Source organism: Paracoccus sp. N5, from assembly GCF_000371965.1.
Lineage (GTDB): Bacteria > Pseudomonadota > Alphaproteobacteria > Rhodobacterales > Rhodobacteraceae > Paracoccus.
Map to the genome: position 1 here is coordinate 149,915 of NZ_AQUO01000003.1, position 22,296 is coordinate 172,210.

Annotated in this window: 22 protein-coding genes; 6 read left to right on the forward strand and 16 right to left on the reverse strand. The window is 70.2% G+C overall.

From position 1 onward, the window contains the following. Nucleotide 1: 1 nt before the first annotated feature. The 4 genes from PARN5_RS0120025 to PARN5_RS0120040 form a co-directional block, all read right to left on the reverse strand. On the reverse strand, nt 2-613 hold the full coding sequence (locus PARN5_RS0120025; protein ID WP_018001555.1) for a response regulator: 612 nt from the start codon (nt 611-613) through the stop codon (nt 2-4). A gap of 46 nt (nt 614-659) precedes the next feature. Then, complete coding sequence (locus PARN5_RS0120030; protein WP_018001556.1) at nt 660-2,981, reverse strand: cache domain-containing protein; 2,322 nt, start codon at nt 2,979-2,981, stop codon at nt 660-662. Between the two features lie 337 nt (nt 2,982-3,318). Further along, on the reverse strand, nt 3,319-4,668 hold the full coding sequence (locus PARN5_RS0120035; RefSeq protein WP_018001557.1) for a sigma-54 dependent transcriptional regulator: 1,350 nt from the start codon (nt 4,666-4,668) through the stop codon (nt 3,319-3,321). After that, the gene (locus PARN5_RS0120040) at nt 4,665-6,326 is read right to left on the reverse strand and encodes an ATP-binding protein (RefSeq protein WP_018001558.1); all 1,662 of its coding nucleotides are present in this window, start codon (nt 6,324-6,326) and stop codon (nt 4,665-4,667) included. The genes PARN5_RS0120035 and PARN5_RS0120040 overlap by 4 nt, the downstream gene beginning before the upstream one ends. 205 nt (nt 6,327-6,531) lie before the next feature. Between PARN5_RS0120040 and PARN5_RS0120045 the strand changes: the two genes are divergently transcribed. Beyond that, a complete protein-coding gene (locus PARN5_RS0120045) occupies nt 6,532-7,899 on the forward strand; it encodes a dicarboxylate/amino acid:cation symporter (RefSeq protein ID WP_018001559.1) in 1,368 nt (455 codons plus the stop codon). A gap of 64 nt (nt 7,900-7,963) precedes the next feature. On the opposite strand, the gene PARN5_RS0120050 is transcribed toward PARN5_RS0120045, so the two are convergent. Continuing rightward, a complete protein-coding gene (locus tag PARN5_RS0120050) occupies nt 7,964-8,152 on the reverse strand; it encodes a hypothetical protein (protein WP_157404110.1) in 189 nt (62 codons plus the stop codon). Nucleotides 8,153-8,332: 180 nt separating this feature from the next. Between PARN5_RS0120050 and PARN5_RS0120055 the strand changes: the two genes are divergently transcribed. Then, the gene (locus PARN5_RS0120055; protein ID WP_018001561.1) at nt 8,333-8,875 is read left to right on the forward strand and encodes an NADPH-dependent FMN reductase; all 543 of its coding nucleotides are present in this window, start codon (nt 8,333-8,335) and stop codon (nt 8,873-8,875) included. On the opposite strand, the gene PARN5_RS0120060 is transcribed toward PARN5_RS0120055, so the two are convergent. The 3 genes from PARN5_RS0120060 to PARN5_RS0120070 form a co-directional block, all read right to left on the reverse strand. Then, nucleotides 8,872-9,183 carry a GNAT family N-acetyltransferase gene (locus PARN5_RS0120060; protein WP_018001562.1) on the reverse strand — a complete coding sequence of 104 codons (312 nt, stop codon included), beginning with the start codon at nt 9,181-9,183 and terminating at the stop codon, nt 8,872-8,874. The genes PARN5_RS0120055 and PARN5_RS0120060 overlap by 4 nt on opposite strands. Then, on the reverse strand, nt 9,180-9,686 hold the full coding sequence (locus PARN5_RS0120065; RefSeq protein ID WP_157404111.1) for a DUF3016 domain-containing protein: 507 nt from the start codon (nt 9,684-9,686) through the stop codon (nt 9,180-9,182). The genes PARN5_RS0120060 and PARN5_RS0120065 overlap by 4 nt, the downstream gene beginning before the upstream one ends. 61 nt (nt 9,687-9,747) lie before the next feature. Further along, nucleotides 9,748-10,608: a LysR family transcriptional regulator gene (locus PARN5_RS0120070; protein WP_018001564.1), complete on the reverse strand. Its 861-nt coding sequence runs from the start codon at nt 10,606-10,608 to the stop codon at nt 9,748-9,750. A 162-nt stretch (nt 10,609-10,770) separates the two neighbouring features. Here PARN5_RS0120070 and PARN5_RS0120075 point away from each other — a divergent pair, with 162 nt between their 5' ends. From PARN5_RS0120075 to PARN5_RS0120090, 4 genes are all read left to right on the forward strand, one after another. Continuing rightward, nucleotides 10,771-12,084, forward strand: coding sequence for an amidohydrolase family protein (locus PARN5_RS0120075; protein ID WP_018001565.1), 1,314 nt, complete (start codon nt 10,771-10,773; stop codon nt 12,082-12,084). A 77-nt stretch (nt 12,085-12,161) separates the two neighbouring features. Next, on the forward strand, nt 12,162-13,157 hold the full coding sequence (locus tag PARN5_RS0120080; protein ID WP_026155601.1) for an aldo/keto reductase: 996 nt from the start codon (nt 12,162-12,164) through the stop codon (nt 13,155-13,157). A 63-nt stretch (nt 13,158-13,220) separates the two neighbouring features. Further along, on the forward strand, nt 13,221-14,111 hold the full coding sequence (locus tag PARN5_RS0120085) for a DMT family transporter (protein ID WP_018001567.1): 891 nt from the start codon (nt 13,221-13,223) through the stop codon (nt 14,109-14,111). After that, the gene (locus tag PARN5_RS0120090) at nt 14,108-14,584 is read left to right on the forward strand and encodes a YbaK/EbsC family protein (protein WP_018001568.1); all 477 of its coding nucleotides are present in this window, start codon (nt 14,108-14,110) and stop codon (nt 14,582-14,584) included. Before PARN5_RS0120085 ends, PARN5_RS0120090 begins: the two co-directional genes overlap by 4 nt. 85 nt (nt 14,585-14,669) lie before the next feature. On the opposite strand, the gene PARN5_RS0120095 is transcribed toward PARN5_RS0120090, so the two are convergent. The 8 genes from PARN5_RS0120095 to PARN5_RS0120130 form a co-directional block, all read right to left on the reverse strand. Beyond that, nucleotides 14,670-15,143, reverse strand: coding sequence for a hypothetical protein (locus PARN5_RS0120095; RefSeq protein ID WP_018001569.1), 474 nt, complete (start codon nt 15,141-15,143; stop codon nt 14,670-14,672). A 37-nt stretch (nt 15,144-15,180) separates the two neighbouring features. Beyond that, nucleotides 15,181-15,690 (reverse strand): hypothetical protein, encoded by a 510-nt coding sequence (locus tag PARN5_RS23030; protein WP_018001570.1) that lies wholly within the window; start codon nt 15,688-15,690, stop codon nt 15,181-15,183. 153 nt (nt 15,691-15,843) lie between these two features. Further along, nucleotides 15,844-17,781 (reverse strand): 3-hydroxyacyl-CoA dehydrogenase NAD-binding domain-containing protein, encoded by a 1,938-nt coding sequence (locus PARN5_RS0120105; protein WP_018001571.1) that lies wholly within the window; start codon nt 17,779-17,781, stop codon nt 15,844-15,846. A 2-nt stretch (nt 17,782-17,783) separates the two neighbouring features. After that, the gene (locus tag PARN5_RS0120110) at nt 17,784-18,485 is read right to left on the reverse strand and encodes an ABC transporter ATP-binding protein (RefSeq protein WP_018001572.1); all 702 of its coding nucleotides are present in this window, start codon (nt 18,483-18,485) and stop codon (nt 17,784-17,786) included. Next, nucleotides 18,472-19,251 (reverse strand): ABC transporter ATP-binding protein, encoded by a 780-nt coding sequence (locus PARN5_RS0120115; RefSeq protein WP_018001573.1) that lies wholly within the window; start codon nt 19,249-19,251, stop codon nt 18,472-18,474. Before PARN5_RS0120115 ends, PARN5_RS0120110 begins: the two co-directional genes overlap by 14 nt. Continuing rightward, entirely contained in the window at nt 19,248-20,198 is a 951-nt protein-coding gene (locus PARN5_RS0120120; protein WP_018001574.1) for a branched-chain amino acid ABC transporter permease, read from the reverse strand. The genes PARN5_RS0120115 and PARN5_RS0120120 overlap by 4 nt, the downstream gene beginning before the upstream one ends. Beyond that, nucleotides 20,198-21,070: a branched-chain amino acid ABC transporter permease gene (locus tag PARN5_RS0120125; protein ID WP_018001575.1), complete on the reverse strand. Its 873-nt coding sequence runs from the start codon at nt 21,068-21,070 to the stop codon at nt 20,198-20,200. Before PARN5_RS0120125 ends, PARN5_RS0120120 begins: the two co-directional genes overlap by 1 nt. A 66-nt stretch (nt 21,071-21,136) precedes the next feature. After that, complete coding sequence (locus PARN5_RS0120130; protein WP_018001576.1) at nt 21,137-22,282, reverse strand: ABC transporter substrate-binding protein; 1,146 nt, start codon at nt 22,280-22,282, stop codon at nt 21,137-21,139. Nucleotides 22,283-22,296 lie beyond the last annotated feature (14 nt).

Genomic DNA, 22,296 nt, shown 5'->3' on the forward strand with positions numbered 1-22,296 from the left:
TTCAGCGCGTCGCCAGCGCGATCAGTTCGGCCACGGATTTCACGTTCATCTTTTCCAGGATGCGGGCGCGGTGGTGATCGACCGTGCGCGGGCTGATGCCCAAGGCCGCCGCCAGTTCCTTGCTGGAGATCTCGGAGGGGCGGGCGATCATGCGCTGCACGATCTCGAGCTCGCGCGCGGTCAGGCTCTGGAACCGGGCGCGCAGGCGGCGGTCCTGCTCGTGCAGGTCCAGCCTTTCGCGGGCGACGGCAAAGGCGGTCTCGATGCGCTCGACCAGATGCGCCTGGCGAAACGGCTTTTCCAGGAAATCGACGGCGCCGGCCTTGATCGCCTGCACCGATTCCGGCACCCCGCCATGGCCGGTGATGAAGATCACCGGAATGGTCGCGCCAAGCAGGTTCAGGTGCCGTTGCAGCTCCAGCCCGTTCATTCCCGGCATGCCGTAATCGAGCAGCAGGCAGCCCTGCCGCGCCGGGTCATAGGCCGCGAGGAACGACGCGGCCGAGGCATGGCTCTCGACCGTATAGCCGCGCTTTTCCAGCGCCCGCTGCAAGGAGCGGCGGATGCCCTCGTCGTCGTCGATCAGAAAGACGGTCAGCGGGGAATCGGTCATGGCGGGCCTGCCTGCAAGAACGGGATACCGGGGGAGGGCCTGTCCATCACGCCACCTTCCGGCTGACGGGCAGGGTAAAGACGAAGCGCGCGCCGCCGCTCGGCCGGCTTTCGTGCCACAGCGCACCGCCGTTCGCGGCCAGCATCGAGCGGCAGATCGACAGGCCAAGGCCCATGCCGCCGGGCTTGCTGGTCTCGAACTGCGAGAACAGGCTGATGCCGGGGGCGATGCCGGGGCCGGTGTCCTCGATGCTGATGCGCACCTGCCCGTCGTCGCGCCGGGCGGCCAGCAGGACGCGGCGGTCGGTGGCGGGATGGTCGGCCAGCGCCTCGATGGCATTGCGCAGCAGGTTGACGATGACCTGGGCGATCTGCACGCGGTTGGCGCGCACCGGCGGCAGGCCGGGGGCCAGATCGATCTGCACCAGAACCCGCGCCTCGGCGGCCTCGGCCTGGATCAGGTGCAGGGTCTGCTGCACCAGGTCGGCCAGGTCGAAGCTGGTGGCGGCGCCCTCGTCCTTGCTGATGAAGCTGCGCAGCGCGCGGATGATCTCGCCCGCGCGCAGCGACTGGCCCTCGATCTCGATCAGGACGTCGCGCAGCTCGGGGTCCTTGGCCGCCATCTGGTCCAGGATCAGCAGCGCGGTATCGGCGTTCTGGGCAATGGCGGCCAGCGGCTGGTTCAGCTCATGCGCCAGGCCCGCGGCCATCTCGCCCATAGTATTGCCGCGCGCCAGGTGCGACAGGTCGCGGTTCAGCTGCACGATCTGCGCCTCGGCGCGCTTGCCCTGGGTGATGTCGTCCATGGTCAGCACCGAATGCAGCGGCTTGCCATGTTCGTCGCGGATCAGGATCTCGTTCAGGGTGATCCAGATGGTGCTGCCGTCCTTGCGGATGCAGCGCATCTCGCGGTTGACCGAGAAATCGCCGGCCGGGCTGTGGAAGAAGGCGCCGACGAAGGTCGGGTCCTCGGGGTGGACCAGGTCCGACAGCCGCATGCGCGACAGTTCCGCCGCGCTGTAGCCGGTGATGTGGCAGATGCTGGCGTTCACGCGGATGAAGCGGCCGCTGTCGGGCGCGATCTGCGCCATCCCGCGCGAGGACATATCGAAGGTCTGGCCGTATTCGCGCTCGGTCTTGCGCCGCGCCACGATCTGCTGGACCAGCGCGTCATTGGCACGCTCCAGCTCCTTGTAGGTTCTGGGCAGCGGCGCGTCCGGGTCCAGCTCGCCCTGCGAGACCAGCGCGGTGCGCACGGCAAAGGCCCGCACCGGGCGATAGATCGCGTCGGCCAGCGCCAGCCCCAGAAGCCCGGTCAGCCCCGCGACCAGCGCCGCCAGCCAGATGTTCAGCGTGCGGTTGCGCTTCAACGCGCCGGTGAAATCGTCCTCGGGCGCATAGACCGCGATGGTCCAGGGCAGCGTGTCGCTGATGACCGGCATGATGGTCGAGACATAGGAGGCGCCGTCGTGCAGGAACTCGCCCGGCGTCTCCTGCGCCACCGGCAGGGCGCCGGCCAGCGCGGCGGGGCCGAAGGCGGCGCGGGCGATCGGGTCGCCGATCTCGCTGATGGCGGCGAAGCGCAGGCTGCCATCGGCGTTGCGCGCCCGGATCAGGCTGCTGTCGGGATGGGCGATCACGTCGCCGTTGCGGTTGATGATCAGCGCCCGGCCGTGCTGGCCGATGTTCAGCCGCGCCAGGAATTCCGAGATCATGCTGATCTCGATGTCGACGCCCACCACGCCGCGCAGCCCGCCGTCCGGCTGCTGCACCGGCGCCGCCAGCGTGATCCCCGGCTGGTGCGACGAGAAGAAGATATAGGGGTCGGTCCAGATCGTCGCGCGCTCGGCCTTGGCCTTGACATACCAGGGCCGATCGCGCGGGTCATAGCGGTCGGCGGGATCCTCGCTGCGCGCGACCGGGGTGAAGTCGTGGTCGCGCCAGATGAATTCGACCCGGCGCTGGCCGTCGCGGATCGAGACGATCTTGCTGCGGAAATCGCCGCGCGCGCCGGGGGTGCGCATGACATAGACGAAGCTGCCGTCCTCGCGCCCGTAATAGAGCCCGGCGAATTGCGGCGCGATCTTCAGCTGCTGGAACAGGAGCTGCTCGAGCAGCGGCGTGTCCTCGCTGGCGATGACGCTGTTCTGCGCCAGCTGCGCCGCCAGTTCCGCCGCGCCCTGCGCCGGGCTGAGAAAGCCGCGCGAATGCTCGATGGTGTTGATGCCGACGTCGCGCAAAAGGTCGCGGGCATGGCGGATCAGCGCCCGCTCGGAGGTCAGATAGGACGAAAACACCACCAGCAGGATGGCGAGGAATTGCAGCCCCGCCAGTCCCAGCGCCAGCGATGCGCCCAGCGATTTCTTCATCGCGGCCCGCCCGTTGCCGGACCGCCGCCCGCGCTGAGCGTCCTGATCATGCCCAAGGGCCCCCGAATCCCGGAACGCGGCAAGGCGCCGCGCCGGTGTTCCATACAACCGAAGCCCGCCCGGCAACAGCCGGGCCGGCATTTTTGCCACGGCGGCGTTGCAGCGGCGCCCCAGGCAATACTGCCTAGGCAAACACGGCCATTTTCGCGGGCGCTGCCCGATGCGATACCCGCCAGAGGAGAAGGCGGTGCTTGCCTTTCCCGTTTCATGGTCTCGAGTTCGTCCGGTCTGGACACAGGCGCATTGACCAGCCCCGCGGAGCAATCCGTGGGGCTGGTCATTTTTCCCAGCCGCTGGCGGCGCGGAAATCGGCCGGCCGGATGCCGTGCCGGGTCAGCTTGTCATAGAAGGTCTTGCGCGGCAGTTTCAGCCGCGCCATCGCCTGGGTCGCGTTGCCCTCGGCCATGCGCAGCGCGTCGCGGATCAGCTCGGCCTCGTAATCGGCGACCAGCTCGGCCAGGCCCGGCGGCTCGGCATCGCCCCCCGCGCCGTCGAAGGCGGACAGCCCCAGCGCGTGGCTTTCGGCGAATTGCTGCAATTCGCTGAGATTGCCCGGCCAGCCATAGCCCGCGAGCCGCGCCTTGACCGCGCCCGTCACCGGCGCCACCGGCAGGTTCAGCCGCTGGCAGGCCTGCAACAGGAACTGCCGGAACAGCGCCGCCACGTCCTCGCGCCGCTGCGCCAGCGCCGGCATCTGCAGCGTCGCGGCCGAGATGCGATAGTAGAGATCGCCGCGAAACGTGCCGGCCTCGACCATCTGGCCCAGGTCGGCCCTGGTCGAGGCGATCAGCCGCAGGTCCAGCGGGCGCGGCGCGGCGGCGCCGGCAGGCCAGATCTCGCCCGCGTCGAGGATCGCCTGCAAGCGGGCCTGCAGAGCCGGGGCCAGCGCCTCGATCTCATCGAGGAACAGCGTGCCACGATGGGTCTTTTCCAGCTTGCCGGGCTGGCGCGGCTGGCGCGAGCCGGCGGGTTCCTGGCCGATGAACTCGGCCTCGAACCGCGCCTCGTCCAGCGCCGCGCAGGAGATGCGGGTGAAGGCGCGGGCGCGGCGCGGGCTTTGCCGGTGGATCGCCCGCGCCGCCGTGCGCTTGCCCGAGCCCTGCGGCCCGACGATCAGCACGTCGCCGCCCCGCTCGGCCAGCCGCGCGATGCTGTCGCGCAGATGGACCATGACCGGCGAGGCGCCGGACAGGCCGATCTCGGTCGCGGGCTCTTCGGGCGGGCGGGCGCGCAGGGCGCGGTTTTCCAGCACCAGCGCCCGGGCCGAGGCCGCCCGCGCCAGCGCCGCCGCCAGCGGGCCGCCGCCGATCGGCTTGGTCAGGAAATCATAGACGCCCTGCTTCAGCGCCGCGACCGCCATCGGCACGTCGCCATGCCCGGTCAGCAGGATCACCGGCAGTTCCGGGTCCAGCGCATGGATGCGCTCGAACAGCTGGAAGCCGTCCAGCCCCGGCATGCGCACGTCCGACAGCACCACGCCGGGCCAGTCGGGACCAAGGCCGTGCAGCGCCGCGACCGGGTCGTCGAAGGTCTCGGCCCGGAAGCCGGCCAGCTTCAGCGCCTGCGCCTGCGCGGCCAAGAGGTCGGGGTCGTCGTCGACCAGGCGGACAAGCGGGACCTCGGTCATGGCAGCCTCGGCAGGTCCAGGTGGAAGCTGGCGCCCTGCCCCGGCGCGGAGGGCGCGGCGGTCAGTTCGCCGCCGAAATCGCGGGCGATCTCGCGCGAGATCACCAGCCCCAGCCCCAGCCCGCTGGGTTTCGAGGTGGCGAAGGGCGTGAAGAGCGTCGCGGCGATGCCGGGCGCCAGCCCCGGCCCGTTGTCGCGGATGGTCAGCCGCACGCGGTCGGGCTGCTGATCCAGGTCGATGCGCAATTCGCCGTCCGGGCGGCCCGAGAGCGCCTCTTGCGCGTTCTGGATCAGGTTCACCAGGATCTGCTCCAGCCGCACGCGCTCGGCCCGCACGGTCAGGCCGGGCGGGATCTGCGGCAGCACCATGCGAATGCCCTCGGCCCGGCGGCGGCTGGCGACCAGCAGCAGCGCGGCGTCCAGCGCGTCCTTCAGCGCCACCGGCCCAAGCTCGCCGGTGGCCTTGCGGGCAAAGCCGCGCAGCTCGGTGGTGATCTGGGCGATGCGGTCGGACATGCGCAGGATCTGGTCCAGGTTGCCCGCCACATCCGGCGCCGCGCCCTCGGGCAGCATCTGGCGGCCGTTCTCGGCCAGAAGGCGGATGGTGGCGAGCGGCGTGTTCACCTCATGCGCGACGCCGGCGGTGATCTGGCCCAGCGTCGCCAGCTTGTTGGCCTGGACCATCTCGCCCTGCAACTGGGCCAGCCGCTGCTCGGCGGCGCGGCGCTCGCGCATCTCGGCGGTCAGGTCGCGGGTGCGTTCGTCCACGGCGCGCTCCAGGTCGGCGCGGTAACGCCGCTCGGCCTCGGCGCGGCGGGCGGCGCGGGTGCGGGCGCGCGCGGCCCAGATGCCGGCGCCCAGCAGCAGCGACAAAAGGAATCCCACCGTGCCGGTCGCCAGCGCCGCCGCCTGCGCGGCCGGGGCCGAGGGCGCGCGGATCACCAGCCGCCAATCCGCCCCCGGCACCGGCAGCTCGGCCCCGACCTCGCCCGCCGCCTGGGCCGGCAGCGGGCCGAAGCGCAGCGCGGGTCGGCTGGACAGGATCACCTGCCCGGCCGCGTCGGTGACCATGATCCTCTCGCCGGCCTGGGCCCAGTTCTGCTCGGTGCGGTCGAACTCGACCTTGACCACCACCACGCCGCTCGGCCGGCCGTTCACCAGGACGTCGTGGGACAGATACAGGCCCGGCCGCTTGCTGACCGTGCCAAGCGCGAATTGCGTCGCCTCGCCCCGCAGCAGGGCCTGGCTGAAATAGTCGCGAAAGCCGTAGTTCGAGCCGACGAAACTGGCCGGCTCGTCCCAGTTCGAGGCGGCGATGGCCAGCCCCTCGCGGTCCAGGAGATAGATCACCGCGCTGTCGGTATCGGCGCGCAGCCGCTCCAGCTTGCGCGAGGCGCGCGCCACGGTCCCGGCGCCCGGCGCCGCCAGGGCGTCCCGCATCAGGCTGTCGTCGGCCAGCACCACCGCCACCGCGCGCTGCTTGGCGAGCACGCTTTCCAGCGCCTGCACCCGGCTGCGCGCCGTCACCTCGAGCTGCTGGTGCAACTCGCGCAGCGCATCGTCGCGCACCGTGACGAAGGTCAGCGCCAGAACCGCCAGTGCCCCCGCCAGAATGGCAAGCACCAGCGCCAGCCGCCGCATCCGCGCCGAATCAGCCATGCCTGCCTTTCCTCCCGGCCCTGTGTGGAATCCCACACTAGCACGGCGGGGCTGTGCGGAAAACCACACAGATTGCGACCCCGGGCCCCAGCAAAAACCCATGATTCCAACGCATTGCTGTCATGCGCCCGGCTTTTGGGCGCCACCGCCCGCCGCTTTATCATGGCTGTCACATACCCGTCATTCGCAGGTCGGAGGAGGCCCCATGCAAATCGACACCTCGGCAGCGCCGGCCGTTCACGCGCCGCGCCCGTTCTATCGCCACCTGTATTTCCAGGTGCTGATCGCCATCGCCGCCGGCGCGCTGATCGGCCATTTCTATCCCCAGACCGGCGAGGCGCTGAAGCCCCTGGGCGACGCCTTCATCAAGCTGGTCAAGATGATCATCGCCCCGGTCATCTTTCTGACCATCGTCACCGGCCTTGCTGGCATGGGCACGCTGAAGGGCGTGGGCTCGGTCGTCGGCAAGGCCTTCGGCTATTTCCTGACCTTCTCGACGCTGGCGCTGATCGTCGGGCTGATCACGGCGAACGTCATCCAGCCCGGCGCCGGCATGAACATCGACCCGGCTTCGCTGGATGCCAGCAAGGTCGCCGACTATGCCGCCAAGGCGCATGAGACCTCGCTGACCGGCTTCGTCATGGACATCATCCCGACCACGATGACCTCGGCCTTCGTCGAGGGCAACATCCTGCAGGTGCTGTTCATCGCCATCCTGTTCGGCATCGGCCTGATCCTGATCGGCGACAAGGGCAAGCCGGTCGTGGCGCTGTTCGAGGCGATCAGCCATGCCGTGTTCCGCATGGTGGACATCCTGATGAAGGCCGCGCCCATCGGCGCCTTCGGGGCCTTCGCCTTCACCATCGGCAAATACGGCATCGCCTCGGTGGTGAACCTGGCGACGCTGGTCGGCACCTTCTACCTGACCGCGGCGCTGTTCATCGTGGTGATCCTGGGCACGGTCTGCCTGCTGAACGGCTTCTCGATCTTCCGGCTGATCTCCTATCTCAAGACCGAGCTGCTGCTGGTGCTGGGCACCTCGTCGTCGGAATCGGCGCTGCCTTCGCTGATGGAGAAGATGGAGAAGGCGGGCTGCAAGCGCTCGGTCGTCGGCCTGGTCGTGCCGACCGGCTACAGCTTCAACCTGGACGGCACCAACATCTACATGACGCTGGCGGCGCTGTTCATCGCCCAGGCCACCAACACCGACCTGTCGCTGCAACAGCAGGTGCTGCTGCTGCTGGTCGCCATGCTGTCCTCGAAGGGCGCGGCGGGCGTCACCGGGGCGGGCTTCATCACCTTGGCCGCGACGCTGTCGGTGGTGCCGACGGTGCCGGTCGCCGGCATGGCGCTGATCCTGGGCGTGGACCGCTTCATGTCGGAATGCCGCTCGATCACCAATTTCATCGGCAATGCCGTCGCCACCGTCGTCGTCAGCCGCTGGGAAGGCGCCCTGGACCGCGAGCAGTTCGACCGCGCCCTGAACGGCGAGGCTACCGGCGCGGCCCGCCCGGTCCGCGACCTGCATCCGGCCCCCGCCGGCCTGCAACTGAACGAGGCCAGCGCCGACTGAAGGCGCCAGGACCAAGGCCCCGGGCCGGCGTGCTGGAGACGGCGCGCCGGCCTTTCCTGTCGCCTCAGCCGTGCAGGATGCGATAGGCGGCCTCGCGCAGAACGCCCGCCACCTCGGGATGCACCACCGCCGCCCGGTCCTGATAGGCGCGCGCGGTCTCCTGCTCGCGTCCGGGCCGCAACAGCGGCGTGCTGAGCAGCAGGTCCATCAGAAAGGCCCGCATCGCATCCCTGTCGCCGTCTTCCGCCTTCATCGCTTCCTCCCATGCCTTGGCCCCATCTTGGCCCGGCCCGGCGGCGATGGGCAGGCGAAGAAACCGCAAGGCTATTTCAAGCGTTGCTGCACAATCGCCGGTTCCCGGGCGCGATAAGGCGCTGGCCCTGCCGGCCGGTCTGCGGCAGCATCGCCGCCACGCAAGAACGGGGAAACAGCCATGACCAAGACCATTCTCGGCCTCAGCGGCAGCCTGCGCCGCGCCTCCTTCAACAGCGGGCTGCTGCGCGCCGCCGCGGAAGCCGCGCCCGAGGGCACGACGATCCGGATCGGCTCGATCCGCGAGGTGCCGCTTTACGACGGCGACCTGGAATCCGCCTCGGGCCTGCCGCAGTCGGTGCAGGCGCTTCAGGCCCAGCTTGCCGCCGCCGACGGGCTGCTGCTGGTGACGCCGGAATACAACAACGGCGTGCCGGGCGTGTTCAAGAACGCCATCGACTGGATGTCGCGCGGCGACGGGCTGGGCATGTTCGTCGGCAAGCCGGTGGCGCTGATCGGCGCCTCGCCCGGCGGCTTCGGCACGATCCTGGCGCAGAGCCACTGGCTGCCGGTGCTGCGCACGCTGAAGACGCGGCTGTGGACCGAGGGCCGGCTGATGGTCTCGCGCGCGGGCAGCGTCTTCGACGACCAGGGCAACCTGACCGACGACAAGACGCGCGGGCAGCTGCGCGACTATCTGGCCGGCTTCGCGGCCAGCCTCTAGGGCGCCTCGCCGGGCTGCGTGGTGAATAGCGGCGCCCATTCGGGATGCCGGGCATATTGGCCGCGCACGAAGGGGCAGCGCGGGACGATGCGAAAGCCGTTCTCGCGCGCGTCCTGCAGCATGTAGTCCAGCAGCGCCCGCGCCACGCCCTTGCCGGCCATGCTGTCCGGAACGCCGGTATGGTCGGCGCTGATGACGCCCGGGCCTTCGACGGTGAAGGTGATCTCGCCCTCGCCCGCGATACCGGGAATGCGGGCGACATAGCGGCCCGGCTCCTTGCCCAGCTGGATTCCGTCCGCGCCGCTCATCCCGAGACGCCCGGGGCGAAGGTCTTGCGGAACCAGTCCTGGATCAGCAGCTTGTCATGGATGAAGCGGCGGCTGTCGCCCTTGCCGCGCGGATCCCACAGGTAGTTCATGTCGTGAAGCCGCGCGTCGCCCTGGCGGATCACCTTGCCGCCCTGTTCCAGCTGCCAGCGCATGTGGATGCGCGGCGGCGTGGTGTCGCGCAGGAAGCGCACGTCCTGCCAGTCGGTGCGCCACGGCTCGAAATCGCCGGCCAGGTCCATCTCCAGCACCTCGATCCGCAGGCTCTGCCCGCTGGGCAGGTAGCGCGCGCCCAGTTCGGCAAACCAGCGATCGAACTCGGCCAAGGCCGAGGCGCGGCTGGCCGCCTGTCGGAATTCGCGGTCCCGGAACGTCTCGGGCGCGACATAGGTCACGCCGACCGGTCCCGCCGCCAGGGCCGCCACCGGCGCGGCCATGGCCAGCATCATCGTCAATCCCAGGGTTTTCGCGACTGCGCCGCGCATGGCTCGTCCTCCGCATATGCAAGCCCCATGCGCAAGGATATGGGCAGGCCGGGGCGCGGAGTCAAAGCATCGCCCGGCTGCGCCGCTGGCGCCGTTCCAGCAGATCGGTCATGCGCACCACCAGATCGCCCGCCGCACCGCCGGATTCCCAGGCGTAAAGCGCCACGACCATGGCCGGCTCGGTCCCGAAGGCGGCGCAGCGCCGCAACCCGGCGCCCTCGGCCGCGGCCAGGGGCAGCAGGGTGATGCCCAGCCCGCGCTCGACGCCCAGCAACACGCTGTGCAGGCTGCTGCCGGAAAAGGCGACATACCAGCGCCGGCCCTCGCGTTCGATGCGCTGGAACATCACGTCGCGGTAAAGCCCGCCGGGCGGGAACACCACCAGCGGCACCGGATCGGCCCAGTCCCGCGCCAGCGCCGCGCTTTCGAACCAGCCCATCGCCTCGGCAAAGCTGGCGCGGCAGTCGCGGGCTGCGGCCTCTTCCTTGACGACGACGATGTCGAGCTCGCCCGCGCGATAGCGCCGCATCAGCTCGCGGCTGAGGCCCACCGTCACGTCCAGCCGGATCTGCGGGCAGCGCGCGGTGAAGTCGCGAAAGATGTCGCACATCGCCGGGTTGAAGATGTCCTCGGGCAGGCCCAGCCGCAGGGCGCTGCTGCCGGCGGGATCGCCAAGCGCCACCGCCGCCGCCTCGTGCAGCGCCAGGATGCGGCGGGCATAGCCCAAGAGCCGCTCGCCCTGCGGCGTCGGCAGCACCGGCCGCGCCTCGCGCGCGACCAGCGGCTGGCCCGCAGCCTGTTCCAGCCGCGACAGCTGCTGGCTGATCGTCGATTGCGTCATGTGCAACTGGCCGGCGGCGCGGGTGAAGCTTCCGGTCTCGACGATGGCGACGAAGGCGCGCAGCAGGCGGGGATCGAGCATGGATTCCTCATTCGATTTCCGAATGATTATCATGCCGACATTTAATTTCCAGATGATCCGGCCCGGCCCTATCCTGCGAGGCGACCCGATTCCTGACCGGAGACCCCCATACAGCCCCTGTCCCACCCCAGCCGCCGCACCTTCCTGGGCGCCAGCGGCGGAATGATTGCCGCCTCGTCCCTGCTGGGCGCCGGCGCCGCCGCGGCCGCCACGCCCGAGGCCACCGCGACCGCCATCGACGACCCGCGTTACTTCCTGACCGAGGTCCGGCTCGAGGACGGCTTCACGCATGAGGGCGAATATGTCGCCGCCACCCGCACGGGCCTTTACACGCTGGAGATCCGCGACGGCGCCATCGCGGCGATCCACGCGACGGATGCGGCGCTGGACGCCTCGGTCCCGCGCTATTCGGCGAGCGGCGCGCTGGCGCTGCCGGCATTCCGCGACATGCATATCCACCTGGACAAGACCTTTTACGGCGGGCCCTGGCAGGCGCCGCTGCCGCGTCAGGGCAAGACGATCATGGACATGATCGCGCGCGAGGAGGTGCTGCTGCCGAAGCTGCTGCCGACCTCGCAGGAGCGGGCCGAGGCGCTGATCGCGCTGCTGTTGTCGCAGGGCACCACCATGGCGCGCAGCCATTGCAACATCGACCCGGTCAGCGGGCTGAAAAGCCTCGAGCACCTGCAGGCCGCGCTGCAGAAGAACCGCGACCGCTTCGACTGCGAGATCGTGGCCTTTCCGCAGCACGGGCTGCTGCATTCCAAGGTCGACGGGCTGATGCGCGAGGCCATGGCCATGGGCGTCGATTTCGTCGGCGGGCTGGATCCGACCAATGTCGACGGCGACATGAAGGCCTCGGTCGATGCGATGTTCGCCATCGCGCTGGACCACGGCAAGGGCGTGGACATCCATATCCACGAGACCACCCCGGCCGGCGCCGAGGCGATCCGCTACATGGTCGAGACGGTCGTGCGCACGCCCGAGTTGAAGGGCAAGCTGAACCTCAGCCACGCCTTCGCCCTGGCCACCCTGCCCGAGGCCGAGCTGGACCCGCTGGCCGAGCGCATGGCCGAGCATGGCGTCACGGTGATCTCGACCGTGCCCATCGGGTCGCTGGTCATGCCGCTGCCCCGGCTGCGCGACAAGGGCGTGACGCTGATGTCGGGCACCGACAGCGTCATCGACCACTGGTCGCCCTTCGGCACCGGCGACATGCTGGAAAAGGCCAACCTGCTGGCCCAGGTCTATGGCGGGCGCGACGAATTCGCCCTGACCCGGGCGCTGGCCATCGCCACCGGCGACGTGCTGCCGCTGGACCAGGACGGCAACCGTGCCTGGCCCCGGCCCGGCGACGCGGCGGAATTCGCGCTGGCCGATTGCAGCTGCTCGGCCGAGGCGGTGGCGCGGCGTTCGCCCCGGGTCGCGACCTTCCACAAGGGCCGGCTGGTGCATGGCGCGGTCGCCCGCGCCTGACCTGTGCAAGCGCCTGACCCTGTGCAAGTGCCGGGCGCGCGGCTATGCTGCCGCCCGGACAATGCAAGGAGCAGGCGATGGAACAGCGCAAACTGGGCGCGACGCTGACGGTCTCGGCCATCGGGCTGGGCTGCATGGGGCTGAGCCAGGCCTATGGCCACCAGGACGAATCCGCCTCGGTCGCGACGCTGGAGCGCGCGGTCGAGCTGGGCGTGACCTTCTTCGACACCGCCGAGGTCTATGGCGTCCATCACAACGAGACCCTGCTGGGCCGGGCGCTGAAGCCATTCCGCGACCGGCTGGTGATCGCGACCAAGTTCGGATTCACCTACAGCCGCGACGCCAATGGCTTTGGCGAGATCACCGGCACCGACGGCACGCCGAAGAATGCCCGCGCCGTGGCCGAGGCCTCGCTGAAGCGGCTGCAGACCGATGTGATCGACCTTTACTATCTGCACCGCGCCGACCCGGCCGTGCCGATCGAGGACACCGTCGGCGCCATGGCCGCGCTGGTGGCCGAAGGCAAGGTCCGCGCGCTCGGCCTGTCCGAGGTCTCGGCCGAGACGCTGCGCCGCGCCCATGCCACGCATCCGATCACCGCGCTGCAAAGCGAATATTCGCTGTGGACGCGGGACGTGGAAACCAACGGCGTGCTGGCCGCCTGCCGCGAGCTGGGCGTGGGCTTCGTGCCCTTCAGCCCGCTGGGCCGCGGCTTCCTGACCGGCCAGGTCCAGACCGAAACCCTGGGCCAGGACGATTTCCGCCGCCGCCTGCCGCGCTTCCAGCCCGAACATGCCGAAACGAACCGCAAGCTGGTCGCGGTGGTCGAGGGCGTGGCCCAGGCCAAGGGCGTCAGCGCGGCGCAGGTGGCGCTGGCCTGGGTGCTGGCGCAGGGCCAGGACATCGTGCCGATCCCCGGCGCCAAGCGCATCCCAAACCTGGAGCAGAACGTCGCCGCGACCGGCATCACCCTGACCGCGGCCGAGCGCGAGACGCTGGAACGCGCCTTTGCGCCCGAAAACGTCTCGGGCGGGCGCTATCCGGCCAGCTTCTCGGCCATGTCGGAACGCTAGGCCGGCGGCTTGCCGGCCGGGCGGAGATCCGCTAGCCCTTTGCGGCGCAACAGGACGAAGCCGATGCCGACCACGACCGAATCCCGCCCGCTGCTGGCCGCCGCCTGGATGATGGGCGCGGTCGCGGCCTTCACGCTGATGGCCGTGGCCGGGCGCATGGTCGGGGATGAGCTCGACACGTTCGAGATCCTGGCCTGGCGCTCGCTGATCGGGGTGGCGATCATCGCTGCCGTGCTGAGCCTGCGGGACGGCTGGGGCGCGGTGAAGCTGCGCCGGCCCGGGCTGCATCTGGCGCGCAACGTCACGCATTTCGTCGCGCAGAACCTGTGGTTCTACGCCCTGTTCACCATCCCGCTGGCGCAGGTCTTCGCGCTGGAATTCACCGCGCCGCTGTGGGTGCTGATCCTGGCGCCGTTTCTTCTGGGCGAGCGTCTGACGCGGGCGCGGGCACTGTCGGCGGGCCTGGGTTTCCTTGGCATCCTGGTGATCGTGCAGCCGGGCGCGGCCGGGATCTCGGCCGGGGTCGGGGCGGCGGCGCTGGCGGCGGTGGGCTTCGCGCTGACCTATGTCTGCACCAAGACGCTGACCGGCGTGGCCGAAGCCGCCTGCATCCTGTGGTGGATGTCGCTCAGCCAGGCGCTGATGGGGCTGGCCTGCGCCGGGCTCGACGGCGGCATCGCCCTGCCCTCGGCGGCGGCGGCGCCCTGGGTGCTGGTGCTGGGCCTGACCGGGCTTGGGGCGCATTTCTGCATCACCAGGGCGCTGGGGCTGGCGCCGGCGACGCTGGTCATGCCCTTCGACTTCCTGCGCCTGCCGGTGATCGCCGTGGTCGGGCTGCTGCTTTACGCCGAGCCGGTCGGGCTGGCCGTGGTCATAGGCTCGGCGCTGATCCTGGCCGGCAACTATCTCAACATCCGCGCCGCCGGCCGGCCCGCCGCCGAGGCCCCGGCATGAGCACCGCCACCCCCGCGACCCGCTTCCTGCAAGCCAAGGGCGTCGGTTTTCGCCCGGTCGAATACCGCTATGACCCCGGCTCGGACCGGGTGGCGCTGCAGGCGGCCCAGGCGATCGGCCTGCCGCCCGGGCGCCTGCTCAAGACGCTGATGGTCGAGGTGGACGGCCGGCCCGCCTGCACCGTGGTGCCGGGCGACCGGGTGCTGTCGATGAAGCGCGTGGCCGCGGCCTTCGGGGCCAAGTCGGCAGCGATGATGCCGCCCGCCAAGGCCGAGCGGCTGACCGGCTATCACACCGGCGGCATCAGCCCCTTCGGCCAGCGCCGCCCCGCGCCGGTGCTGTTCGAGGCCGCCACCCTGACCACGCCCGAGGTCGCGATCAACGGCGGCAAGCGCGGGCTGTTGCTGCTGCTGGACCCGCAGGCGGCCATGGCGGCGCTGGAGGCCGGGGCCGCGGCGCTTTGCGCCGATTAGCCGGCTGGCCAGAGGCCGGGCTCGTGCTCCCGGCATGGGAAAGCGGCGGCCGAGCATCCCGACCGCCGCCTTTCTGCCGGTGTCTTCAGCGCGCCCGGACCGGCGCGACGACCGAAACGATGCGGTGGCTCTTCTTGTCCACCAGCACCAGGTGGCCGGCGATCACGCGGTATTCCTGACCCCGGGGCGCCTTCGCCATGCGGCTGTCGCGCGGCGGGGTCCAGGGCCGCCCGGTGCGGGCATCCTCGCCGACATGCGGCGCCGGAGGAGCGTCGCGGCGGATCTCGTTCCGGGCCTCGCGGCGGGTTTCGGGCCGGGGCTGGCCGGGCGCAGGCCGGGCCTCGTCGCGCCGAGCGTCGCCGTCGCGCGGCATGGGCGGGGCGTCACGCCGGTCGTGGCGGCCGGGCCCGGCCTGCTTGCCTTGCGGCGGCGGGGCGGGGCATTTGCGATCCTGCTGCCGGCATGCGGGCGGCTGGCCCTCGGGGCGGCTCTCGGCCAGGGCACCCTGCGCGGACAGGGTCAGGGCGGCCATGGCGCCCATCATCAGAAGACGACGCATCGCGTTATCCTTTCGGTTTCGTGGCAATTGGCGGGGATCAGCCGGCACGGTCCGGCCGCTCGCGACCCTGCGGCCCGGGCTGGCTTTCGACCAGCCGCGCCAGCTGTTCGGGCTGCAAGGCGCCACGCAGGGCAGTGGTCGCCACCAGCAGCGCCTGCGCCTTGTCGGCCCGGGCCAGCGCCGCCTGCGCCATGCGCTCGGCCATGAGCTGGCCGGCCTCGGGGCCGGGGGGCGGTTCGGGCTGCATGAAGCCGATCAGCGCCTGGCAATAGTTGCGCCAGGGCTCTTGCTGCTCGGGGGTGATGCCGAGATAGGTCTCGGCGGCGGCCAGTTGCGCGGCAAGGTCAAGCCCGCCCGGCATCCGCCCCGGGACCGGCATCGGCAGAGCCATCGGACCGGCCGCATGGCGGGCATGGGGCACCGGGGCCTCGGCCCGAGGCTGGGTCTGGGGCTGGGACTGGGCCTTTTGCGCCTGCACGGCGACCGGCGCGCTCAGCAGGGCCAGCAGGCACGCGGCCAGCATGGCCTTGATCGGGAATCGCTGCATCAGCGGGGCTCCTTGGGTTTCGATGCCCCAAGACTAGCGCCCGCCCGTGTCCGGCTTAGGTCTGCCGCGTGACGAATGCTTGCCGGGCCGGGCGGATTTGCAACCCGATGTTGCTGCACCGCCGCCCGGCAATGTTTCGTTACGCGAGAGGCGTCAGGCGCCGCTTGCGAACATCGGCCCGCCGCGCCAGCGTGGAAAGCCGTAGCCGTGGATTTCCACCAGGTCGATGGCGGCGGGGCTTTCGGCGATGCCTTCGGCCAGGATGGCGCGGCCCTCGGCGGCCATCTCGGCCACCAGGGTCGTCGCGATCTCGGGGCCGGTTATGGCCGCGCCGGGGGTGGCGGCGGGGGCCAGCAGCGCCGCCACCGTGGGCGAGACCTGCGGCTGACGCTCGCCCGGCGCATAGTCGTACCAGCCGCCGCCGGTCTTCTGGCCCTTGCGACCGGCGCGGACCAGGATGTCGCCCAGCGTCTCGGCCACGGCCTGCCCGGCCGCCCGCGCACCCTCGCGTTGCAGATAGGCGATGTCGAGCCCGCCCAGGTCCTGCGCCTGGAACGGCCCCATGGCAAAGCCATAGCCGCGCATGGCGGCGTCGATCCGGTCGATCGGCACGCCCTTGCGCACCAGCGCCTCGGCCGCGGCGCGATAGCGTTTCAGGATGCGGTTGCCGATGAAGCCCTCGCAGATGCCCGATTGCACCGGGATCTTCTTCAAGAGCCGCGCCAGGGCAAAGCCTGTCGCCAGCGTGCGCGGCGCGGTGTCGGGGATGGGCACGATCTCCAGCAGCTTCATCACATTGGCCGGGCTGAAGAAATGCAGCCCGATGAAGCGGCCGGGATTCGCCAGCCCCTCGGCGATCAGCCGCGGGTCGAGATAGGAGGTATTCGTCGCCAGCACCGCATCCGCCCGGCAGACCCGGCCGAGCTGGTCGAAGACGGCGCGCTTGACGGCGATGTCCTCGAATACCGCCTCGATGACCAGGTCGGATTCGGCCAGGGTGGCATAGTCGGTGCTGCCGGTCACGCCCTGGCGCAGCGCCGCGGCCCGCTCGGGCGTCAGCTTGCCGCGCCTGGCGGCGCCGTCGAAGATGGCGGCGACATTGGCGAGCCCGCGCTGGACGGCCTCGGCGTCGCGTTCGATCAGGGCGACGGGCAGGCCGGCCTCGCGCAGGGCGGCGATGATGCCCGCGCCCATGGTGCCGCCGCCGATCACCGCGACGCGGGTCAGCGGCAGCGGCTCGATGTCGCGCAGGGCGGCGGGACGCGACGCGGCGCGTTCGGCGAAGAACACATGCCGCAGCGCCGCCGCCTGCTCCGAGCCGCGCAGTTCGAGAAAGGTCTCGCGTTCGAAGGCCATGGCCTGGTCGAAGGGCGCCTCGGCCGCCCTGCGCAGGCAGGCCAGCGCGCGCTGCGGCGCTGCGGCGCCCTTGGCCGCCTTGGCCGTGGCCTGTTCGGCACGGTCCCAGAAGCCCGGCTCGGGCGGCATGACCGCGCGCGAGCACAGCGGCGCGGGCAAGGGCCGGGTCAGCGCCTGGGCGGCAAAGGCTAGGGCGCCGGGCAGCAGATCGCCGTCGATCACCGCATCGACCAGCCCCAGCGCCTGGGCGCGGGCGGCGCGGACCGGCTTGCCGGTGGTGACCAGCTCCACCGCCGCCTCGACGCCCACCAGACGCGGCGTCCTGACCGTGCCGCCGGCACCGGGGGCGATGCCAAGCGTTACCTCGGGCAGCCCTAGCCAGGCATCGGCCGCGGCGACGCGGAAGCGGCACCCCAGCGCCACCTCCAGCCCGCCGCCCAGGGCCGAGCCGTGGATGGCGGCGACCCAGGGCTTGGCCGCCGCCTCGATCCGGGCAACCAGGTCGGGCAGGTGCGGCGGCACCGGCTGCTTGCCGAATTCGGTCACATCCGCCCCGGCGATAAAGGTGCGGCCGGCGCAGGCCAGCACCACCGCCCGCACGCCGGGATCGGCGTCGAGCCGCTCGGCCGCGTCCCAAATCCCCTGCCGCAGTGCTTGCGACAGCGCGTTGACCGGCGGGTTGTCCACGGTGACGACGGCGATGTCGCCCTGCTTTTCGATGCTGACGACAGTCATGGTCAAATCCCCAGATAGGCTTCGCGGATGCGCGGGTCGGCGATCAGTTCGGCGGCCGGGCCGGTCATGGTGATGCGGCCCGTCTCCATCACATAGCCCCGGTCGGCGATCTTCAACGCGCCGAAGGCGTTCTGTTCGACCAGCAGCACGGTGACGCCAAGCGCCTTGAGCCCGCTGACCACGTCGAAGATCTGTTGCACGATGATCGGCGCCAGCCCCATCGAGGGCTCGTCGAGCAGCAGGCAGGCCGGCCGGCCCATCAGCGCGCGCGCCATGGCCAGCATCTGCTGCTGGCCGCCCGACAGCCCGCCCGCCGCCAGGTTGCGCTTGTCCCGCAGGATCGGGAACATGGCGAAGGCGTCCTGCATGTCCTTCTCGACCCGGTCATCGCTGTAAAGGAAGGCGCCCAGCCGCAGGTTCTCCTCGACCGTCAGGTTGGTGAATATCTGCCGGCCCTCGGGCGATTGCGCCAGGCCGCGCGACAGCCGGCGATGCGCCGGCACCGTGGTCAGCCCTTCGCCGCGAAAGGTGATGGCCCCGGCCGAGACCGGCTGCACCCCCGACAGGCAGCGCAGAAGCGTGGTCTTGCCGGCGCCATTGGCGCCGACCACGGTCACGATCTCGCCCGATTCCACCGCCAGGTCGATGCCGTGCAGCACCTCGATGCGGCCATAGCGCGAACGCAGCCCCTCAACCGTCAGCATGGGCGGCCTCCTCGGTTCCCAGATAGGCGGCGATCACCGCCGGGTTGCGGCTGACCTCCAGCGGTGCGCCCTCGGCGATCTTTTCGCCATGGTCCAGAACGACGATGTGGTTCGAGATGCGCATGACCATCTTCATGTCATGCTCGACCAGCAGGATGGCGGTGCCGGAGGCGGCGACCTCGGCGATCAGGTGGTCGATCTCCTCGGTCTCGACGGCATTGCAGCCGGCGGCGGGCTCATCCAGCAGCAGCACCTTGGGTTGCAATGCCAGCGCCCGGGCGATTTCCAGCCGCTTCAGCGAGCCATAGGACAGGTTGCCGGCCTGCCGGTCGGCCGCCCGCTCCAGTCCGACGCGGGCCAGCAGCGCGCGGGCGCCGTCCTCGGCCGCGCGGGCGCGGCGGCGGGCGCCGGGCAGGTTCAAGAGATCGGCCAGCACCGGCCCGCGTTCGCGCAGGTGAAAGCCCGAAGCGGCGTTTTCCAGCACCGTCATGTTCTGGAAGATCTGCAGGTTCTGGAAGGTGCGCGACATGCCGCGCGCGGCCAGACGGAACGGCTCCATCCCGGTCACGTCCTGGCCGTCCAGCACCACCCGCCCCGCGCCGGGCTGGTAGACGCCCGAGATCATGTTGAAAAGCGTGGTCTTGCCGGCGCCGTTCGGGCCGATGACCGAGACGATCTCGCCCGGCTCGACCTTGAAGCTGACGTCCTGCACCGCCTTGAGCCCGCCGAAGCTGATGCCCAGGCCCTGGATCTTGAGCAGGCTCATTCGTCCCTCCCCCGGAACTTGCGCAGGATGGACGGCACCAACCCCTGCGGCAGAAAGATCATCACCAGCATCATCACCAGCCCCAGGATGACCTGTTCATAATCGGCAAAGACCGTCAGCACCTGCGGCAGCAGCGTCAGGATGCCGGCGCCGATCACCGCGCCCGGAACCGAGCCGACGCCGCCCAGAACCGCCATGGTCACCATCTCGATCGAATGCATGAAGCCCGCGACATCGGGGGTGACGAACTTGTTCTGCAGCGCCAGCAGCGAGCCCGCGACCGAGGCATAGACCGCCGAGATCACGAAGGCCTGCAGCTTCACCCGCGCCACGTCGATCCCCACCGTGCCGGCCGCGACCTCGGAGCCATGCAGCGCGCGCAGCGCCCGGCCCGTGGGGCTGTGATAGAGGTTCAGCGCCAGCCATGCGCCGATCAGCAGCGCGATGCCGGTCAGCGCATACCAGAATTCGCCGTTCGACAGGTCCAGGCCCATGTCCTTCAACAGCCCGCGCAGGCCCAGGTCCGGCACCTCGATCCCGTCCGGGCCCTTGGTCAGCTGGCGTTCGTTGTTCAGCACCATGGCGACCAGGATGCCGAAGCCCAGCGAGGCCACGCCCAGGTAATAGCCCTTGAGCCGCAGGATCGGCCGCCCGACGAGGTATGCCAGCACGGCCGAGATCGCCGCGCCCAAGACCACCGCCAGCGCCGGGGGCAGGCCCCAATGCACCGGCGCCAGCGCGCAGGCATAGCCGCCGATGCCGGCGAAACCGGCATGGCCCAGGCTGATCTGGCCGGCGTATCCGGTCAGGATCACGATGCCGGTCACCGCCAGGGCGTTGACGAACATCAAGGCGCCGATGCGGTAGTAATAGCCCGAGGGAAAGAACAGCGGCGACAGCGCGATCAGCGCCGCCAGCACCAGAAGCGTTGCATGTTTCTGCGACATCACACCCGCTCCGTCGATTTGCGGCCGAACAGGCCCTGCGGCATGAAGAACAGCACCGCGAGGATGACGACGAAGGCCGCCGCGTCCTTGTATTGCGACAAGAGGTAGCCGGCGGTCAGCGCTTCCAGCAGCCCCAGCATCAGCCCGCCGACGAAGGCGCCCTTGGGGTTGCCCATGCCGCCCAGCATGGCGCCGGCAAAGCCCTTGAGCGCCAGGGCCAGCCCGACATCATAGGAGGTCAGCGTGATCGGCGTCACCAGCACGCCGCCGAAGGCGCCGATGGCGGCCGAGAGCGCAAAGCTCAGCGTCATGATGAAGCGGGTGTTGATGCCGACGAGCTGCGCCGCCAGCCGGTTGTTCGAGGTCGCCAGCACCGCCCGGCCCAAGAGCGTGCGGGTGAAGAACAGCCACAGCCCGGCAAAGACCGCGAAGGCGCCGCCGATCACCCACAGGCTTTGCGACTGGATGGTCGCGCCCAGCACCTGGATCGGCTCGGTGCCCGAAAAGGCCGGGAAGCTGTGGATCTGCTTGTCGAAGACCAGCTGCGCCGCGCCCCGGATGAAGATCGAGGCGCCGATGGTGATGATGATCAAGGACACCACCGGGGCGCCGCGCGCCGGCTCGATGGCAAGCTGGTTCAGCGCCACGCCCACGGCGGCCGTCACCGCGATGGCGATCAGCGCGGCCAGGGGCAACGGCAGGCCGGCGGCATGGGCAAAGACGGTGATCATGCCGCCCAGCATGACGAATTCGCCCTGCGCGAAATTCACCACGCCCGAGGCGTTGAAGATGATGGTGAAACCCAGGGCGACAAGCGCATAGACCGCGCCGACCGTCAGCCCCGAAAACAGGAATTGCAGAAGTTCAGACATGATGAGGCTTTCAGGCTGGCTATGCCCGTTCCGGGCGGGGACGGCCCCCTGCCGGGGGCCGCGGCCTTACTCGACGATGGTCCATTTGCCGTCCTTGACCTGCAACATGCGGAAGGCCGACAGGTCGAGGCCCAGGTGATCCTCGGGCGTCATGGTATAGACGCCGGTGGTGCCGGCCAGCGCCTTGGTCGTCTCCAGCGCGTCGCGGATCGCCTGCGGCTCGGTCGAGCCGGCGCGGGTCACGGCATCGGCCAGCAGCGCGAAACCGTCATGGGCATAGCCGCCGAAGGTGCTGACCGGCTGCTTGAACTTGCCCTCATAGGCGGCCTTGTAGGCGGTCACGACCGGCTTCTGGGCATCGCCCTCGGCCAGCTGGCCCGCGACCAGCAGCGCGGTGCCGGGCAGGCGCACGCCCTCGGCCGCATCCGCGCCCGCAAGCTCGATGAACCCGTCCGAGGCGACGCCATGCGACTGATACAGCGGCAGGTCGATCGCCAGCTGCTTGTAGTTGCGGGTCACGATGGACGGGCCCTGGCCGAAGCCCGGATTCAGCACCGCCTGCACGCCCTCGGCGTTCTTGATCTTGGTCAGCTGCGCCGTCATGTCGGCGTCCTTCGGATCATAGGTCTCGTCCGCGACGACCTCGATGCCGTAATCCGCCACCACGTCCTTGCATTGCGCCTGCATCGAGGCGCCGAACCCGTCGGTGCCCGAGATCATGCCGATCCTGGCGATGCCCTGCTTTTGCATGTCCTCGAAGATCTTCTGGCAGGCCATGCGGTCGGTATGCGGGGTCTTGAAGGTCCAGGGCTTGACCGGCTGGATGATGTCGATGGCGCCAGCCAGCGAGATGAAGGGAACCTCGGCATCCTCGGCCACGGCCAGGATCGACATGCTGGTGCCGGTCGTGGTGCCGCCGATGATGGCCTGCACCTCGTCATCCTCGATCAGCCGGGTGGCGAAGGTGCGCGCCTTGTTGGCGTCGCCGCCGTCGTCGTAAAGCACCAGCTCGACCGGCTGGCCGTTGATGCCGCCCTTGGCGTTCAGGTCTTCAACGAGCATTTCCAAGGTCTTGGCCTCGGGGTCGCCCAGGAACGCGGCCGGGCCGGTGGCCGAGACCGAGGCGCCGATCTTCAGCTCGGCGCTGGCGGCCGTGGCCAGGCCAAGCGCGATCAGGGCGGCCGGGGCGGCCGTCTTCAGGGTCGTCTTCATGGTTTTCTCCTCCC

Coding starts and splice junctions, on each gene's coding strand:
- PARN5_RS0120055 (WP_018001561.1), top strand. CDS start 8,333: ATGACCAAGACCATTCTCGGCCTCAGCGGCAGCCTGCGCCGCGCCTCC.
- PARN5_RS0120105 (WP_018001571.1), bottom strand. CDS start 17,781: ATGACTGTCGTCAGCATCGAAAAGCAGGGCGACATCGCCGTCGTCACC.
- PARN5_RS0120065 (WP_157404111.1), bottom strand. CDS start 9,686: ATGCGCGGCGCAGTCGCGAAAACCCTGGGATTGACGATGATGCTGGCC.
- PARN5_RS0120075 (WP_018001565.1), top strand. CDS start 10,771: ATGATTGCCGCCTCGTCCCTGCTGGGCGCCGGCGCCGCCGCGGCCGCC.
- PARN5_RS0120035 (WP_018001557.1), bottom strand. CDS start 4,668: ATGACCGAGGTCCCGCTTGTCCGCCTGGTCGACGACGACCCCGACCTC.
- PARN5_RS0120110 (WP_018001572.1), bottom strand. CDS start 18,485: ATGCTGACGGTTGAGGGGCTGCGTTCGCGCTATGGCCGCATCGAGGTG.
- PARN5_RS0120030 (WP_018001556.1), bottom strand. CDS start 2,981: ATGAAGAAATCGCTGGGCGCATCGCTGGCGCTGGGACTGGCGGGGCTG.
- PARN5_RS0120050 (WP_157404110.1), bottom strand. CDS start 8,152: ATGAAGGCGGAAGACGGCGACAGGGATGCGATGCGGGCCTTTCTGATG.
- PARN5_RS0120080 (WP_026155601.1), top strand. CDS start 12,162: ATGGAACAGCGCAAACTGGGCGCGACGCTGACGGTCTCGGCCATCGGG.
- PARN5_RS0120085 (WP_018001567.1), top strand. CDS start 13,221: ATGCCGACCACGACCGAATCCCGCCCGCTGCTGGCCGCCGCCTGGATG.
- PARN5_RS0120045 (WP_018001559.1), top strand. CDS start 6,532: ATGCAAATCGACACCTCGGCAGCGCCGGCCGTTCACGCGCCGCGCCCG.
- PARN5_RS0120130 (WP_018001576.1), bottom strand. CDS start 22,282: ATGAAGACGACCCTGAAGACGGCCGCCCCGGCCGCCCTGATCGCGCTT.
- PARN5_RS0120025 (WP_018001555.1), bottom strand. CDS start 613: ATGACCGATTCCCCGCTGACCGTCTTTCTGATCGACGACGACGAGGGC.
- PARN5_RS0120125 (WP_018001575.1), bottom strand. CDS start 21,070: ATGTCTGAACTTCTGCAATTCCTGTTTTCGGGGCTGACGGTCGGCGCG.
- PARN5_RS0120070 (WP_018001564.1), bottom strand. CDS start 10,608: ATGCTCGATCCCCGCCTGCTGCGCGCCTTCGTCGCCATCGTCGAGACC.
- PARN5_RS0120095 (WP_018001569.1), bottom strand. CDS start 15,143: ATGCGTCGTCTTCTGATGATGGGCGCCATGGCCGCCCTGACCCTGTCC.
- PARN5_RS0120090 (WP_018001568.1), top strand. CDS start 14,108: ATGAGCACCGCCACCCCCGCGACCCGCTTCCTGCAAGCCAAGGGCGTC.
- PARN5_RS0120060 (WP_018001562.1), bottom strand. CDS start 9,183: ATGAGCGGCGCGGACGGAATCCAGCTGGGCAAGGAGCCGGGCCGCTAT.
- PARN5_RS0120040 (WP_018001558.1), bottom strand. CDS start 6,326: ATGGCTGATTCGGCGCGGATGCGGCGGCTGGCGCTGGTGCTTGCCATT.
- PARN5_RS0120115 (WP_018001573.1), bottom strand. CDS start 19,251: ATGAGCCTGCTCAAGATCCAGGGCCTGGGCATCAGCTTCGGCGGGCTC.
- PARN5_RS23030 (WP_018001570.1), bottom strand. CDS start 15,690: ATGCAGCGATTCCCGATCAAGGCCATGCTGGCCGCGTGCCTGCTGGCC.
- PARN5_RS0120120 (WP_018001574.1), bottom strand. CDS start 20,198: ATGTCGCAGAAACATGCAACGCTTCTGGTGCTGGCGGCGCTGATCGCG.